We start from the raw sequence: 16,705 nt of genomic DNA on the forward strand, positions 1-16,705 counted from the left end.
GGTGGGTCACCAGGGAGCGGCGACCACGATGTATTGCACGGAACTGCCGACGTATCGCGGCTGGTACCAGGTTGGCCCGCAATGCTGGTAGGCCACGCCGTTGGCGACCACCGAGACACAATCCGGCGGCACGCTGCTGACCTGGGTGCCGATCGCCAGGATGGTCGCGGTGGTGGCGCCGACCACGGCTGCAGCCGCCCAGGGGTGATACCAGTCATCCGGGTGCGGCGGTGGTGGCGGAGGGGGCGGGGGCGGCATCGGATAGGGATGCGGCCCAGGCCCAGGCCCCGGATGAGGTTGCGGCCCTGGATTCGGATGGGGTTGCGGATGCTGCGGCATCGGCCGTGGCGTTGGCATCGGATGCGGTGGCGGCGGCCGGTAGCCACCGCCGCCGGGATGCGGCACCACAAATGTGCGAGCGCCACCGCCACCGCGCAATTGCCAGGCCTGGGCCACCAGCGGGTCGAACAGCGTCAACACCAGGCTGGCCGTGAGTACCGCCGCCGTGGTCTTCATGGCTGTTCTCCCTGCGGCTCCAACTGTTGCAGCGGGACTGCACGCGCACCCGCCGGCGCGATGAATTCAAAATCCCTGGCCGCCAGCGCAGGGCTGAGCTGCCATTGATAGTCGACGCTGTGGCGCGGCTGTTCGGCGCTGTCGCGGCGGCTGATCACCAGGCGACACGGCAGCGGTTGCGGCCCCTGGCGCACCCACAGTTGCCAGTCGATATCCGGTTGGCGAAAGGCATAGTGGTCACAGGCCTTGCCGTCCAGGCTGTCCTGCCCGATTAACAGTGCGCTGCGCAGGCCCACGGCCTTGGCGGTGCCGGGGTTCCAGCGAAACAGGTCGGCCAGCGGCAACTCGATGCCATAGCGCTCGCTCAACTGGTCGAGCAAACCGCTGATGTCTGCCGGGGCGTCCTGGCTGGCGAAGTAACCGCTGCGGCTATCGAACAGGGTAAAACGCCGGCCGTTGTAGAACAGGCTGCGGCGCTTGCCGTCGCTCTCGACGGTCACCTGCAGCTTGTCCGGCCGCTTGGCGAGCAGGCGGGTGTGATGGCGAAACTCGATGACCTGGCCATTTTCCAGCACCTGGTCGGTACGGCTGTCAGCCTCGATGCGAAATTGCTGCAGGCTGCGCAAGTAGCCGCCCATCTGCTCCAGGGCGCTGAGGGCCTTGGGCTCCAGCTCGTCGGCCGAGGCGCCGTTGGCGGCCAGCAGCAAGCAGATCAAGACCACGCGTGTGCGATGAAAACGGGACATGGCGCACCTCGTTCAAAGCATGAAAGTGGGAATTACCGGGATGAACGACACGCGGAAATTCCAGCGACTGCTGATCAGGTCGTCGGCGTGAATCACCGAGTACTGCACTTCGCCGGAGATGCGTACCGGCAACTTGCCGAAATTGACGATGCGCCCGGCACCGATGCCGATCGGGAAGTTGACCTTGTTGCCACCCTCGGCCTTCCAGTTGACGGTGATGTTCGGCGTCATGCCCACGCGCCACTGGCCGGGACCCGGGATGGCGCGCTGAATGAAGTACTGGATATTGGTCAGGCTGACATCCTTGCGCCGCGCGTCGCCGCCCACCGACCACCAGTGCTGGGGGAAGACGCCGAGGGTCCAGTCTTCGCCCAGATAAGCCGCCACGAACGCCGGGCCGAGGGAGTACTTGCCGGTGCCCAGCACGTCCTTTTCGGCGGTAGGGAACATCGCCGTGGGGCCGAACCCCCAGACCATCTTGCCGCCATTGGCAAAGCGCACCGGCTGCTTGGGCGAGAACACGCCGACGTAGGCCAGGTCGCCAAAGCCCGAGGTGCGGTCGAACGGATCGTTGACCACCGCCGGAAAGTCGCGGTCAGTCAGCACGCCATAGGGGCTCATGCCGATCAGGTCGCCCGCCTTTGAGTTCACCGGGGCGCTGACGTAGCTCACCGGCAGGCGGTTGATCAGGTTCCAGTCGTCACCCAGCGAAATCGGAAAGGTCGGCATGAAACTGTATTTGCCCAAGTAACGCGTGCCGTTGCTACGCGGGCCCTTGAGCGCGCTGTAGTCGTACTGGTTGAAGAGCAGCACCAGGTTGCCCACCGGGTTGTCCATCAGCTTGGCAATCTGTTCCGAGGACGGCTCGCAGCCGGCCTTGACCACCTGCTTGAGGTCGATATCGAAATCCTGCTGCAGGCGATGGCACGTCTCGGCGTCGGCCTTGGGCGCAGGCGTGCTGCTGCCGAGGTCGGGCAGGTTGGCGGCCGACAGGTTGAAACTGCCGAGCAGGCCGAACCACAGTGAGGCGTCGCGTAACGTTCTCACCAGACGTACTGCAGGCGGAAGGTCCAGGTGTTCACGTCCGGCGAGCCACGGCGCTCGGACACGGTGTCGGAGTAGGCCAGCAAGCCGCCGAACTGTGGCGAGAGCATGAAGCCCAGGCTGGCACCGAGCAGGGCGTTTTCCTGTTTGTTGTCCTGCCAGTCGCCGTCGATGCGGCTTTCGCCACCCCGGCTGTAGGTGGCGTCCAGCGAGGCCCATAACGCACGGTTGAAGGTGTAGCTGTAATGGCCTTCGATGGCGTACAGCGGCTTTTGCTCGAGCTTGCTGTCGCCGTGGTAATCCTTGTTATCGCCAAACAGCGAGACCCAGGTGTTGATTTCCAGCCAGGTCGGGCCGATGGGGGTGCCGAAGCCGAGTTCCGGCTTGAATACCCAGCGGTTGGAACCGATGTTGATGATGCGGTCTTTGTCGTAGTCGCCGGTGGGCGCGGTGATCCACAGCGCGCCGGTCAGGAAGGTCTCGGGTTTCCAGCTGGCAAACTCTTCGGCGGTCAGCGCCGGGCCACCGAAGATGTTGTGCGCAAACACGATCTGGGCGTCGCCCATGCCGCCGTTGTGCTTGGTGCCGTCGAAGAAGCGCGCATTGTCGAACGACGCCGAGACATCCGCATACGGCTGGATGAACTGAATGGCGCTGTTGCGCCCGTCAATGCCGAACGAGCGCGCGTAGCGGAACAAGTAGAGGTCGGCATTCAACGACAGGCCGGTGATCGGCAGCGTGGTGTCGATGGGGGTGTTGGTGTCGACTCGGTTGTAATAGCCGAACACCATGTTCAAGTCGGTGGGCGTGTTCTGCCAGTCCCTGGCGTTGTCGGCAAATCCCATGCCTGGCACCAGGGCCAATGTCGATGCACAGAACACACTCAGTCGGGCACGTGAAATCATGGCGCTACTCCTTGTCGGCCTGATATCTGGGGCTACATGCCCGGTCTACCCCTATTGCGACCGGGCAGGCAGTGTTACTTCAACGGGGTCAAGGGCGGCAGTTTCCATTGACCATTACCCACCTCAGGCTTGGGCAGGTAAATCCGCAGTACCGCGTAAAACGGACCGGGTGGGGCCGGCAGCCAGTTGCTCTGCTCGGCCTTCGGTGGTTCGTGATGCTGCAACGCCAGGGTCAGGCCGCCATCGGCGTCCAGCTTGAGGTTGGGCAGCATGCGCGAATTGATCAGGTAGCGTTTCTTGTGGTTGGGCACCAGCAGCTTGGTCTTGCCGTCGTACATGGTCAGCGACCAGAACGCGTCGGCCGGTGGCAGCTGGTCCTTGGAGAAATGCACAGTGTAGCTGTGGCGTGCGCCGTTGGCCGGCTTGCCCTCGCTGTCGACGAAGTAACCCAGGTAGGCGGCCTCATCGGTGGAATTGCCGAAAATCCCCATGTCCGCACCGGCGTAGCGGTACAGGTAGTTGTTCTGCAGGTGATCGCGGCTGCCGAACAGCTCACCGCTGCTGACCTGGTGGGTGTCGATTTTGTCTTTCTTGAAGGCGGCGAATTCGGCGCGGGCGTCGGCAATCCCTTCTTCCAGGGACTTGCGCTGTTCAGCCGTCAGGTCCTTGACCTTGAACGGCGCGCCGGGGGCGATACCGATCTTGGCAAAGCGCGCCAGCAGGTCTTTTTCACTGTCCTGGGGGGCGGCGAAGGCCAGCATGAAGTTCAGGTAGCGAAACAGCTGCGGGCCTTCGGTCATGGTCGCCATGGGCTTGGGCCATTCGATCTTCGGTGCCTTGGCCGGCGCCGCTTGCTTCACGTAGCTGCTCAGCGGCTGCACCTTGTAGCCATTCTGGATCTGCTTGACCTTGTTCAGGTCCTTCTCGTCAAACAGTTGCGTGCGATACAGGGCGTAGGCGATGTTGCTTTCGCTGTAGACCACGCGGTCGATGTCGACCGGCTGCTGACCTTTCCAGTCGGGGCCGGCGATCATGTAGTGGCCGCCGTTATTGCCGGTGCTGCGCGTGCCCAGGTAGGCGAAGTTCTGCGTGTAGAGGTCGATCAACTGCACCGAGTAATAACGGTTGTCTTCGATCTTGGGCAGGGTCAGCACTTGCGGCTCGCTGCGCAGGTCCAGCCAGACAAAGGAGTAGGGCGTGTCCGAGTTCGGGGTGACGAAAGCGCTGTCCTTGGGCGTGAAGACCTGGGCGGTGTTGCCGATGTGGTTGAACGGTGCCTTGAAGTTGGCACCGCCCTTGTCGACGGCTTGGGTGTAGAGCGTCTTGTACATTTCCACCACCGGGTAGCCATACAAGTAGGCTTCCTTGGCAATGGCCCGGGCTTCGCTGGGCGTCGCGGTGAAATCGGCCCAGGCGCCGGTACTCATGAGTATCGAGAGGCTCGCCAACAGCAGGCGCGTCGGTTTTCTGATCATGTTGTTGCGTCTCTTAGGGAACTGGGGTGATGTCGTCGAGTTTCCAGCTTTTATCGAAGTAGGCCTCGGTCGGCGCGTACAGTCGGAAATAGCTGAACCAATGTTTGCCGGGGAGAGTTTGCACCCAGTTGCTCTCGAAGTCTTTTGGCGCGTGCGGTCCGAAGTAAAGATCGATCGATCCATCGGGGTTTTTCTTTAAATCCTGGCGTGAAGACAGGTCGGCCTTGCGTTGTGGGTTGTCGATCAGGCAGCGGCTGTCGATGTCGTAGACCGTCAGTGACCAGAATTGCCTGGCGGGTGGATTGGCGCCCACATGCAGCGTGTAGTGTTTGCCGCCGTCGAGCCATTGGCCGTCTTTATCGGTGTAGGCGCCGAGGTAGGTCTGGCCCAGGCCCGGGGTCTTGGACACCATGCCGCGTGGCTGGGTGCCGGCACTGCAACCGGCCGACAGGGCCAGCAGGCTGAAACCGGCATTGCGAAGCAGAGCGTTCATGGCGTGTCCTTACTTTCCAAACGTCACGTTGATCCCGGCAAACAGGGTGAACTGCGGCAAGCCATCGCCTTTGCGGGCTACGGTCCACTGCGGCTCGATAAAAGCGTTGAAGATGTTGCTGCCGGCTTTCCAGGCCTTGCCCGCGCCCAGGCCGATGGGGATGTAGTGAGTGTCGTTTTTCAGGTCGAAGGTCCAGGTGCCGGTGGAGCGCAGGTACCAGCCCTTGGGGAGGTTATGGATGATGAAGGGCTGGAACGTGGCGCTTTCCACGTGGGGGCGATCATGGTCGCCGGCGAATGAACTCTGGTACTGCACCAGCGCACCGAGCAGGCCGCGTGGCGAAGAGTCGATGGCGATGGCCGCCAGGCCCGCCTGCCACTTGCCGGTGCCCAGCTCATCATGCTCGGCGGTGGGTGCGGTGATCTGCGGGCCGATGCCCAGCTGCACGCCGTCGGTCTTGAGCAGGAAAATATCGAACAGGTTGAGGTCGCCGATGTCGGTGCTGTAGCCACTGTGCGGATCCGGGCGGGTGCTGATCGGCAGCGTGGCACGCAACAGCTGCGGCACGCCGATGAAGTCCGACGGTGCAATCGGCAATGTACCGCGCAGCAACAGGTCATTGGTGTGCGCGTTGCTGTCATACAACCTGGGCGTGTAGTAGTCCTGCAAGTTGGCGCCCGGTGCCAGGTTGAGCGGGTTGTTACTCTTGTTGGCGGTATCGGCGTTATCGGCGTGTGCAGAAAACGTCGGCATGGTGAACGCGGCCAGCATCAATGCCGGAACAAGCGGTGATCTGGACATGACAATTCCCCAATTCCATGGCGACTTGCCCGACACCATCTACGTGCTCGGGCTGCCCCGCGTCATAAACGCTGTAGGACCTGTCGATTGAAATTAGCAGCTATATCCAGACGCGCTAGCAACCCGAATGAATTAGTTGTTTAGGAAGGGGAAGAACAGTGGGCCTACCGCTCCAAAGAGCGATAGGCAACAACGGGGAAGTGTCAGACTGCCAGTATGGTTTTGACTTTGTCGCGCAGTTGATCGATGGAAAACGGCTTGCCAATCACTTGCATGCCCTCGGGCACATCGATGCTTTCGGCATAGCCGCTGGCAAACAGGATAGGCAGGTCAGGACGCAGTTCGCGCACTTTGGTCGCCAGTTGCTTGCCATCCATGTCCGGCAGGCCGACATCGGTCATCATCAGGTCGATGACCTTGCTGGAGTCTTCCACCACTTTCAGGGCCTCTTCGGCGTCGGCAGCCTCAAGCACCTGGAACTCCAACTCTTCAAGCACATCGACGATCAACATGCGCACGATGGCATCGTCTTCGACGACAAGGATGGTGGGGGCGGTGGCGGACATAATGAGGGTTCCCGAAAAGTGAGGTGCAGGTCGTGCTCAGTGCAAAGACCATCTTCTAATGAGTGGCTTCGATCCTGGCAAGTTCCCGCAGCAGGTCTTCATTGTGAAGGCAATGGACAAGAATGTCCCGCTCGGGAGACGCACCTGCGCCTCACGTGGTCGAGTGAGGCGAGGGGCATTCACGTGCCAGGCATTATAACGGCGTCATCAACTGCGCTACGGCCGCACCGTCAACCTTGTCGGCAGACAAATCGCGTGCTTGGAATTCGCTGACGTTGTAGGTCAGCGTGCCGTGTTTTTTTCCATAAGGCTTGCGTGTAGCTGCGGTCAGCCCGCTGCTTAAAGCGTTGTCCAGGCCTTCCTGCATTGACTGCAGTGTCCTAAATTTCACCAGCCCCGCGTTCGGGTCATAAAAAAACCATTGCGTGATTCCATCCTTGACCGTTATCCCGGCTAACAAGGCATGGTCTTTTTCGCCAATCCTCAGGGTCTTCGACGTGGGGGAGTTGGTCAGGTCTTCGATGATTTGTGCGACCGTACATTTTGTGATGGTTTGTTCCAGGTGATAGCTTCGCTTGTTGCCAACGACGTCTTGAAGGGTTCTCAAGGTCTGGATGAAGCGTTGCGATTCTGGCGTCAGGGGCGCACCGGCGGCACGGTAGAGGTTGGTCAGGAACACGTCTTCCTTGCCGTGCTCGACCGCCAGCGCCATTGTATTTGCCATCGCCGCACACTCTCCGCGTGAGGCGGGATCGACATGTGCAAGGTAGTGGACCTGCGAAGCAGGGATTAACTGAACGCCGGGGGCCTTGACGTCACAATTGAGCAGGTGCGATGCCTGTTGGGCACTCTCTATCGACTTCAACTTGATTTCCCGGGCAAGCACGCCAATTTCTTCTGCTGTCCGACCGGGCCTGGAAATCAGTTCAATCAGCCCTTCATTGCTGATCCCTGGATAATAGTCGCGCAGACGGGTCACATCGCCACTTTCAAAGCCGCGATTGAAATCAGCGCGATTATGCGGCCATTGCGCACGTTCAAGGTTGGCCTTGAACCCTTCGTGATGAGGCCCGAGCGCCGTTTCAGCATCGCCGATACGGTTCAAACTGCTGTTCAGAGGCGTGAAATTCTGCAGGGGCGCGCCAAATGCCTCCTGCTTGAGCGGGTTATAGGCGTACCAGTTGCCATTGCGATGGACAGCGACCCCGTCGACAGAACGGTCGGCGACTTTAAACGACCCCAGGGCTGCCGCCCCGTATTCCTTGTTGGCTGCTTTCAACAGGTCATAGCTTCCCGATGCGCCCCGGACCTTGTTGATCAGTCTTTGACCCGAGTGGCCGAGCATTCGCGCACCGTGAGTCGCCAACGAGGCCGTGCCGGTGGCCAAGCCCCTGGCGCCGCTCAGAGGGTTGAGCGCGCCGATCAGGGCGCTGCCGATGATACGTCCGGTCTGCGCCGCCTTGACCGCAGTTGAGGTCGTAGTCGAGGCCACCCTGGCAACCTTTGCGCCGGCTCCATAGCCCGCGCTCAAAAGCCCCAGCGCATCCAGGCCAAGGTCGATAATGCCTGACTCATAGTCACCCTGGCGGAAATTGACAATGGCCGACCTCAAGGGAATCAAGTTGAGAAAAAACTCCCTGACGCGCTCGTCACCTGCCTTTTGCTGATCCAGCGTCGTGGTTCCAGCGGCGTGCTGCCATTGGTCCTGGCCACCGATATCCAGGTATTTAAGAAAGGCGTCGGCGAGATAGTTGGTGCGTGCCGATGTAAAGCTCGACGGGGCTGTTGCCGAATCGACCGGTGTTTTTTCAAGCCCTTGGCGGTCAGGGTCATCCGGGCTGAATTTTTCTATTCTGGTCTGGATATTGCTGTTGCGATGATCGCCTTGGGTAATGGCCACCTCCGAGCGTTTGACGATACGGCTGTTCAAGAGGTCCACTTCATACACGCACACCTGCGGTTTTCCTTCCACCAGGCGCTGTGTTCTTATCAGCAATTCATTGCGCCTGGAGCTGAAGACGGGCGGGTTTATAAAGCCTTTATCAATCACGTATTGGTTTTTTTGGTAAAGGTCAATTTTACCGAACTCGAGGTTTTTTCGATCCTCCAGGGGCAGTTCAGAAATCAAGTGCCTTATCTGGGTGTTGACGCCTTTTTCCAGGGAATCGACAGCCGTTTCGTACTGGCCGAGAAACTCGCCGTTGACATTCAGCCTGGGCTGCTGGTTGATCGCATCGATGGGGATTCGACTATCGTCGGTTTTCCAGCGGACATTGATCCCCATCATCGCCATGTCGAGCATCGAATGCTTGCCATCCAACTGCCTGGATTTGTCATCCGAAACGGTCGAGAGGCATTTCTCCTCGAACGGTAGGCCTTCGCCAAACTGTTGCTTGAGCTTTTCCAGGGCAATCGCTTTGCGACTTGGAATGCTGGCCCCGAGTAATTCAGAGGCCGTAATTCTTTCGTTGATTTGCTGATTGAACGCCGTCCTGACGGTTTCCACTTCCTGCGGGGTGTAGAGCGCGTCCGCTTTTTTGGCGACAAGGCCATTGATCACGCCCCAATCCAGCAGCAAGGCCTGGGTGGTGGAGTCCGGGGGATCATTCAGCGCTTGGGCCGCGCTCATCACATGGCCGTAGCTCATCTGTGACGCCGTTCCCGGCGCAATCGCCTCGATCTTGGCCACTGCCCGACAGAAATTGACCCAGGCCTGGCTGCCGTTGACCACGCTGCCGGGAATATCCTTGACCAGCAGTTGCGGCGCCACGCGTGCGAGCAACACGTGGGTGGCGAGTTTGGCTGCAGCTGACGTGACCCGGCCGGCAGTCACCAGATGGCGACTCAGCCCCTCGACGAGCGCGGACGCGGGCATGCCCCAATACGCTTCCTGGCCCAGATCAAAGCCGGCGACTGACTGCCGGCGGGGTTGTTCGACGGACTCGCGATCCAGGCCAATGTTGATGGCGGCCATCACGTAATCGCCGGGGCTGGTGGGCGTGGCAATGCCATTCAAACCGTCCTGCAAGGCTTGGCCCATGGCCTGAGCCTTGGGTGACTTGAGCAGGGTTTGCAGGGCCTGGGCCGGTTCCTGCAATTGGGCATCCGACAACGCACTGGCTTTTATCAGCGCACCTAATGCGCCTTTGGCCAACTCCGCCTGGGCGTCGGAGGAGGGGGCCTGGTTTTGACTGCGCAGGATGCTGGCGTCGACAATGACCCGGACCTTGCGCTGCTCCTCTTGCGTCAGGGGATAAGGCCAGGAAAGTGCCCCGCCGAGGTTGCCCTGCGGCTGTTGCAGCGCGTGAGCGTGAGCAGCCTCGGCCAGGTGAGCCAGGTCGGATCGGGTTTGAGGGACGGGCAAATCATGATGGTTGATAAACGTTTCGAGGCTGACAGAGGGCGTGCCGCCCAAGGCGTTGAAACGGTGATCGTCAGAGCGCGAATCAATGGCGACTTGAGTGTTTTTCAAATGGGCCAGCACGGCAGAAGGCGCGGCATCCTCGGCGAGGGTTTTCGCTGCACGGGTCAACTGTTGTGCCAGGTTCTTCCAGTTTTGCGCGTTTGCCTGCGCATGGGCCTGGGAGACATCCGTTTGGGGTGCATCCGGCGTGCTGGCCGGGGGGCTTTCAGTCACGTCGGCAGCAGCGCGGGTGGATTGAGCTGACGTTACTGGGTGGGTGTGGCCTGTGAACCTGGGCTGTAGTTGCGGAACGGACGAAGAAATCATCGTTATCACCTTGGCAGAATAGGATGGTCGCCTACGAAAAAGCCTCCTTGCGCGTGAGGCCTACTGCAAATGAGTGACAAGTCGAACCGAGCAGTTCCAGTGGGACCGCCTGCACAAATGTCATAAATGTTATGCATAGGCGGGTGTAACGGACGTGGAGGGCGGCACGGTTGTGGCAGAGGAATCTGTACGCTTAATCCTCAATACACATTAGAAACGTAGCCCTGTACCGCCACTTTGGGGCAAACTCCCGGTTTTTCCATACTTGGCCAAGGCATGCCCATGACTCCTGCGTCGTCCGTCGATGAAAAGAGCTTTCGTACACTGCTCAGCCGAAACGTAGCGTTGCCCCTGGGTGTGGGCGTGCTCAGTGCGGTGTTTTTCGTCTGTCTGATCACCTATTTGCTCTCGGTTATCCAGTGGGTGGAGCACACCGACCGGGTCATCAACAACCTCAACGAGTCGTCCAAGCTGACGGTGGACCTGGAAACCGGCTTGCGCGGCTTCCTGATCACCGGTGACGAGCATTTCCTCGACCCGTACGAAGTGGCCAAGCCGCGCATCATTGGTGATTTGCATAATTTGCAGGAGCTGGTGGCGGATAACCCTCAGCAAGTGGATCGGCTCAAGCGCCTGGAGGCGATGCAGGCCGAGTGGAACAAGTACGCCCAATCGATGATTGACCTGCAGCGCCAGAGCGGCGATTACCGCGGAGCGGTGAAGTCCGGTCGCGGCAAGAGCCTGACCGACGCGATTCGCCAGGAATATGCAGACGCCGTGGAGATGGAGCAGCAGTTCCGTGTCACGCGCAATCAAGATGTCACCCGCACCACCGTGATCAGCGTGACCGCATACCTGGCCTTCGTGCTGGGCCTGAGTGGTTTTCTTGCTTATATCGGTCGTAAGAATTTACTAGCACTTTCAGATAGTTACAGCGCAAACCTCGCGTCGCAACAGAAGATCGCTCGGCGCCTCGAGCAACAGGCCTGGCTGCGTAACGGCCAGACCGAACTGGCCGAGCAGGTGCTGGGCCAACTGACCCTGAACATGCTCGGGCGCAACATCCTGCAATTCTTCGCCCAGTACATGGGCTCGGCCGTTGCCGCGCTGTATGTGCGTGAGGAGCACGGCGGCCTCAAGCGCGTGGCCACTTATGGCTTCTCCCGCGAGCAGGAACAGTTGGAACAGTCGATCTACAGCGACGAGGGCATCGTCGGCCAGGCTGCCCAGCTGGACCGCCTGATTCGCCTCGACGACGTACCAGTGGATTACTTCAAGGTCAGCTCCGGCCTCGGCGATGGCCCGACCCGCAGTGTGCTGGTGGTGCCGACCAGCGACGACGACCGCGTCAATGGGGTGATCGAGCTGGGGTTCCTGCGCCCGCTGGAAGAGCGTGATGTAGAGCTGCTGGAGCTGATAGCCGGGAACATCGGCACATCCATCGAAGCCGCGCGTTATCGCCAGCGTCTGCAGGAAGTCCTCGCCGAAACCCAGCAGCTCAACGAAGAACTGCAAGTGCAGCAGGAAGAGCTCAAGACCGCCAACGAGGAACTGGAAGAACAGTCGCGCATCCTCAAGGAGTCCCAGGCCCACCTTGAAACCCAGCAGGCGGAGCTGGAGCAGACCAACGAGCAGTTGGCCGAACAAACCCAGACCCTGGCCGAGCAGCGCGACGCCATGGACCGCAAGAACGTCGAGCTCAACCAGGCCCAGCTCGAGCTGGAAGACCGCGCCGAAGAACTGCAGCGCTCGAGCAAGTACAAGTCCGAATTCCTCGCCAATATGTCCCACGAGCTGCGCACGCCGCTGAACAGCTCGCTGATCCTGGCCAAGTTGCTGGCGGAGAACCCGCAGGAAAACCTCAGCGCCGAACAGGTCAAGTTCGCCGAGTCGATCTATTCGGCCGGCAATGACCTGCTCAACCTGATCAACGACATCCTCGATATTTCCAAGGTCGAAGCCGGCAAGCTCGAAATGCGCCCGGAAAACTCCAGCGTGGCGCGCCTGGTCGACGGCCTGCGCGGCATGTTCGAACCGCTGGCTGCCGACCGCAAGCTGGGTTTCCAGGTGGAGGTCCAGGAAGGCACACCGGCGATGCTGTTCACCGACCGCCAGCGTCTGGAGCAGATCCTCAAGAACCTGCTGTCCAACGCGGTCAAGTTTACCGAGCAGGGCCAAGTGAGCCTGTCGGTGTACCGTGCGGCGGACGAAGGCATTGCGTTCAGCGTGCGCGACTCCGGCATCGGCATTGCCCCGGACCAGCAGGAAAGCATCTTCGAGGCCTTCCGCCAGGCCGACGGCACCACCAACCGCCGTTATGGCGGCACCGGCCTGGGCCTGTCGATCTCGCGCGACCTGGCCAGCTTGCTCGGCGGCTACATCAGCGTGACCAGCGAGCCTGGCAAAGGCAGCGTGTTTACCCTGGTCTTGCCTGAGCAGTACGTCGAACGCCAGGAAGACACCCCGCCTATCGAGCAGCCGCGCCAGGTGGTGGCCGCCCCTGCGCCCAAGCCCATCGCGGTGTCGCCGCTGCCGGTGGCCGATGCGCACCTGATCCCGCGGTTTGCCGATGACCGCGACAAGGCACCGTTCACCACGCGCTGCATCCTGGTGGTGGAGGACGAGCCGAATTTCGCCCGTATTCTCTTCGACCTGGCCCATGAACTGGGTTACCACTGTCTGGTGGCCCACGGCGCGGACGAGGGCTACAGCCTGGCCGAGGAATACACTCCGGACGCGATCCTGTTGGACATGCGCCTGCCGGATCACTCCGGGCTGACCGTGTTGCAACGCCTCAAGGAGCACGCCAGTACCCGCCACATCCCGGTGCATGTGATTTCCGTGGAAGACCGCGTCGAAGCCGCCATGCACATGGGCGCAATCGGTTATGCGGTGAAGCCCACCACCCGCGAGGAGCTCAAGGACGTGTTCGCGCGCCTGGAAGCCAAGCTGACCCAGAAGGTCAAGCGCGTGCTGCTGGTGGAAGATGATGACCTGCAACGCGACAGCATTGCCCGCCTGATCGGCGACGATGACATCGAAATCACCGATGTTGGCTATGCCCAGGCCGCCCTCGACCTGCTGCGCACCAATATCTATGACTGCATGATCATCGACCTGAAGCTGCCGGACATGCTCGGCAACGAATTGCTCAAGCGCATGGCCACCGAGGATATCTGCTCGTTCCCGCCGGTGATTGTCTACACCGGGCGCAACCTGACCCGCGATGAAGAAGCCGAACTGCGCAAGTATTCGCGCTCGATCATCATCAAAGGCGCGCGCTCGCCAGAGCGCCTGCTGGATGAAGTCACACTCTTTCTGCACAAAGTCGAATCCCAGCTGTCCCATGATCGCCAGAAGATGCTCAAGACCGCCCGCAGCCGCGACAAGGTCTTCGAGGGGCGCAAGATCCTGCTGGTGGACGACGATGTGCGCAACATCTTCGCCCTGACCAGCGCCCTGGAGCACAAAGGCGCCGTGGTGGTGATCGGGCGTAACGGCCGTGAGGCCATCGACAAACTCAACGAAGTCGAGGACATCGACCTGGTGCTGATGGACGTGATGATGCCGGAAATGGACGGTTACGAGGCCACTGCCCTGATCCGCCAGGACCCGCGCTGGAAGAAGCTGCCGATCATTGCCGTGACGGCCAAGGCCATGAAGGACGATCAGGAACGCTGCCTGGCGGCGGGTTCCAACGATTACCTGGCCAAGCCGATTGATCTGGACCGCCTGTTCTCGCTGATTCGCGTATGGCTACCGAAGATGGAACGCATTTAAGTGGAGCGAAGTTTTTTGGAGAAGAGCAGCGATATTGAGCTGCGCCTGTTGATCGAGGCGATCTACCTCAAGTACAGCTACGACTTTCGCGACTACTCCGGTGCGTCAGTCAAACGCCGCGTGGCGCACGCCTTGCGCCAGTTTGATTGTGCGACGATTTCGGCGCTGCAGGAGCGGGTGCTGCACGACCCGGCGGCGTTCATGCAACTGCTGCAGTTCCTGACGATTCCGGTGAGCGAGATGTTTCGCGATCCCTCGCACTTCCTGGCAATCCGCCAGGAAGTGGTGCCGCTGCTCAAGACCTACCCGTCGATCAAGATCTGGATCGCCGGCTGCAGCACGGGAGAGGAGGTGTACTCCATGGCCATCCTGTTGCGCGAGGAGGGCTTGCTGGAACGCACGATCATCTACGCGACGGACATCAACCCGGCGTCCCTGGACAAGGCCAAGCAGGGCATCTTTTCCCTGGAGAATGTGCGGGCCTACACCGCCAACTATCAGCAGGCTGGTGGGCAACGTTCATTTGCCGACTACTACACCGCGGCTTACGATTACGCGATCTTCGACAAGTCGCTGCGTGAGAACGTGACATTCGCCGATCACAGCCTGGCGACCGACAGCGTGTTTTCAGAAACACAATTAATTTCATGTCGTAACGTATTGATTTACTTCAATAAAAAATTGCAGGATCGAGCATTCGGATTGTTTCATGAGTCGCTGTGCCATCGCGGCTTCCTGGTGCTGGGCAGCAAGGAGACCCTGGATTTCTCCGCCTTCGGCAAACAATTCGAACCCTTGGTCAAACAGGAACGGATCTACCGAAAACTATGACTCAAGCGACTGCCAACCCGCCATTGGTCGCGGGTATAGAGGCTATCGTCATCGGTGCATCCGCCGGTGGTGTCGAGGCGTTGCTGAAGGTTTTTGCCGAACTGCCCAGAGGGTTCGGGTTGCCGATCATCACGGTGTTGCACCTGCCCGATGAGCGCCGCAGCCAGCTGGCCGAAGTGTTTGCCCGCCGCCTGGCCATGCCGGTGGTGGAAGCGCGCGACAAGGAAGTGATTCAGCCTGGCACCCTGTATTTTGCCGGCCCTGGTTATCACCTGTCGGTGGAGCACGATCGCAGCCTGTCGTTGAGCCAGGAAGAGCGCGTACACCATTCGCGGCCCGCGATCGATTTCCTGTTCGAGTCCGCCGCCGATACCTACGGCCCGGGCCTGCTCGCCATTCTGTTGACCGGCGCCAACCAGGACGGCGCCCGTGGCCTGGCCCACGTCAAGCAACAGCGTGGAACTACCGTGGTGCAAGAACCCACTGAGGCACGTGTTGCCATCATGCCCCGTGCAGCCCTGGCGCTGCATACACCTGACCACATTCTTACGTTGAGCCACATTGGCTCACTGTTGGCTTCCCTGGAATATTCCCCATGTTAAGTACTGTCCAGGCCAAACTGCTGATCGTTGACGATCTGCCGGAGAACCTGCTGGCCCTCGAAGCGCTGATCAAGCGCGAGGATCGCCAGGTCTTCAAGGCATTGAGCGCCGATGAAGCCTTGTCCCTGTTGCTGGAGCACGAATTCGCCATGGCGATTCTCGACGTGCAGATGCCCGGCATGAATGGTTTCGAGCTGGCCGAGCTGATGCGCGGTACCGAAAAAACCAAGAACATCCCGATTGTGTTCGTCAGTGCCGCCGGCCGCGAACTCAATTACGCCTTCAAAGGCTACGAAAGCGGCGCCGTGGACTTCCTGCACAAGCCGCTGGATATCCATGCGGTGAAGAGCAAGGTCAATGTGTTCGTCGACCTGTATCGCCAGACCAAGGCAGTCAAGCAGCAACTCGAAGCCCTGGAGCGCGCCCGTCGTGAGCAGGAACTGTTGCTCACGCGCCTGCAGGCCACCCAGGCCGAACTGGAGCAGGCGGTGCGCATGCGCGATGACTTCATGTCGATCGTCGCCCATGAAGTGCGTACGCCGCTCAACGGCCTGATCCTTGAAACCCAACTGCGCAAGATGCACCTGGCGCGGGACAATGCGGCCGCGTTTACCCTGGACAAGATGCACGCCATGGTTGACCGCGACGAACGGCAGATCCAGAGCCTGATCCGCCTGATTGAAGACATGCTCGACGTGTCGCGCATCCGCACCGGTAAATTGTCGATTCGCCCGGGGCGTTTTGACCTCGCGCAACTGGTGCGCAACCTGGTCGAGAACTTCGCGCCGCAAGTGGCGGCAGCGGATTCGTCCATGCACCTGGTGGCAGAAGAACCGGTGGAAGGCAACTGGGACGAGTTCCGGATCGAGCAGGTGGTCACCAACCTGCTGACCAACGCCTTGCGCTACGGGGCCAAGAGCCCGGTGGATGTGCGCGTATACCGCGAGCACGGCGAAGCGCGGGTAGAGGTGCGCGACCGTGGCATCGGTATCAGCCAAGAGAACCAGAAGCGCATTTTCCAGCAGTTCGAGCGGGTTTCTGCCAGCCAGGTGGCGGCGGGCCTGGGCCTCGGGTTGTTTATTTCAGAGCAGATCGTTGCAGCCCATGGTGGCACCATCGAGGTCGAGAGCCAGATAGGCGAGGGCGCCTTGTTTCGGGTGTGCCTGCCCCTTGAAACGTCGGTATGAAATCAATCGTCACCCCGACGCAACCTCTG

Annotated in this window: 12 protein-coding genes and 1 pseudogene; 4 read left to right on the forward strand and 9 right to left on the reverse strand. The window is 60.5% G+C overall.

The window, feature by feature from the left end; all coding sequences use genetic code 11:
• Positions 1-6 precede the first annotated feature (6 nt).
• The 9 genes and pseudogenes from NTD80_RS24085 to NTD80_RS24125 all read right to left on the reverse strand — a co-directional run bounded on the left by NTD80_RS24085 (position 7) and on the right by NTD80_RS24125 (position 10,276).
• On the reverse strand, positions 7-516 hold the full coding sequence (locus NTD80_RS24085; protein WP_262135270.1) for a hypothetical protein: 510 nt from the start codon (positions 514-516) through the stop codon (positions 7-9).
• Complete coding sequence (locus NTD80_RS24090; protein WP_262135271.1) at positions 513-1,262, reverse strand: DUF2092 domain-containing protein; 750 nt, start codon at positions 1,260-1,262, stop codon at positions 513-515. Before NTD80_RS24090 ends, NTD80_RS24085 begins: the two co-directional genes overlap by 4 nt.
• A gap of 12 nt (positions 1,263-1,274) precedes the next feature.
• On the reverse strand, positions 1,275-2,309 hold the full coding sequence (locus NTD80_RS24095) for a transporter (RefSeq protein ID WP_262135272.1): 1,035 nt from the start codon (positions 2,307-2,309) through the stop codon (positions 1,275-1,277).
• The gene (locus NTD80_RS24100) at positions 2,306-3,211 is read right to left on the reverse strand and encodes a transporter (protein WP_262135273.1); all 906 of its coding nucleotides are present in this window, start codon (positions 3,209-3,211) and stop codon (positions 2,306-2,308) included. The genes NTD80_RS24095 and NTD80_RS24100 overlap by 4 nt, the downstream gene beginning before the upstream one ends.
• Positions 3,212-3,285: 74 nt before the next feature.
• Positions 3,286-4,686 (reverse strand): DUF1254 domain-containing protein, encoded by a 1,401-nt coding sequence (locus NTD80_RS24105; RefSeq protein ID WP_262135274.1) that lies wholly within the window; start codon positions 4,684-4,686, stop codon positions 3,286-3,288.
• A gap of 13 nt (positions 4,687-4,699) precedes the next feature.
• A pseudogene (locus NTD80_RS24110) lies at positions 4,700-5,119 on the reverse strand (DUF1214 domain-containing protein); the annotation flags it as partial.
• 69 nt (positions 5,120-5,188) lie between these two features.
• Positions 5,189-5,950, reverse strand: coding sequence for a hypothetical protein (locus tag NTD80_RS24115; RefSeq protein ID WP_410017434.1), 762 nt, complete (start codon positions 5,948-5,950; stop codon positions 5,189-5,191).
• 233 nt (positions 5,951-6,183) lie between these two features.
• A complete protein-coding gene (locus NTD80_RS24120; protein WP_262135277.1) occupies positions 6,184-6,546 on the reverse strand; it encodes a response regulator in 363 nt (120 codons plus the stop codon).
• A 193-nt stretch (positions 6,547-6,739) separates the two neighbouring features.
• Positions 6,740-10,276 (reverse strand): hypothetical protein, encoded by a 3,537-nt coding sequence (locus NTD80_RS24125; protein ID WP_262135278.1) that lies wholly within the window; start codon positions 10,274-10,276, stop codon positions 6,740-6,742.
• Positions 10,277-10,558: 282 nt separating this feature from the next.
• Between NTD80_RS24125 and NTD80_RS24130 the strand changes: the two genes are divergently transcribed.
• Genes NTD80_RS24130 through NTD80_RS24145 form a run of 4 tightly spaced genes read left to right on the forward strand, consistent with a single transcriptional unit; the run spans position 10,559 to position 16,676 of the window.
• Positions 10,559-14,056: a response regulator gene (locus NTD80_RS24130; RefSeq protein WP_262135279.1), complete on the forward strand. Its 3,498-nt coding sequence runs from the start codon at positions 10,559-10,561 to the stop codon at positions 14,054-14,056.
• Positions 14,057-14,887, forward strand: coding sequence for a CheR family methyltransferase (locus tag NTD80_RS24135; protein WP_371920652.1), 831 nt, complete (start codon positions 14,057-14,059; stop codon positions 14,885-14,887). It begins immediately after the preceding gene.
• Entirely contained in the window at positions 14,884-15,489 is a 606-nt protein-coding gene (locus NTD80_RS24140) for a chemotaxis protein CheB (protein WP_213553189.1), read from the forward strand. The genes NTD80_RS24135 and NTD80_RS24140 overlap by 4 nt, the downstream gene beginning before the upstream one ends.
• Positions 15,483-16,676 carry a hybrid sensor histidine kinase/response regulator gene (locus tag NTD80_RS24145; protein ID WP_262135280.1) on the forward strand — a complete coding sequence of 398 codons (1,194 nt, stop codon included), beginning with the start codon at positions 15,483-15,485 and terminating at the stop codon, positions 16,674-16,676. Before NTD80_RS24140 ends, NTD80_RS24145 begins: the two co-directional genes overlap by 7 nt.
• Positions 16,677-16,705: the final 29 nt, after the last annotated feature.

It is taken from the genome of Pseudomonas sp. 13B_2.1_Bac1 (assembly GCF_025466155.1).
Lineage (GTDB): Bacteria > Pseudomonadota > Gammaproteobacteria > Pseudomonadales > Pseudomonadaceae > Aquipseudomonas > Aquipseudomonas aylmerensis.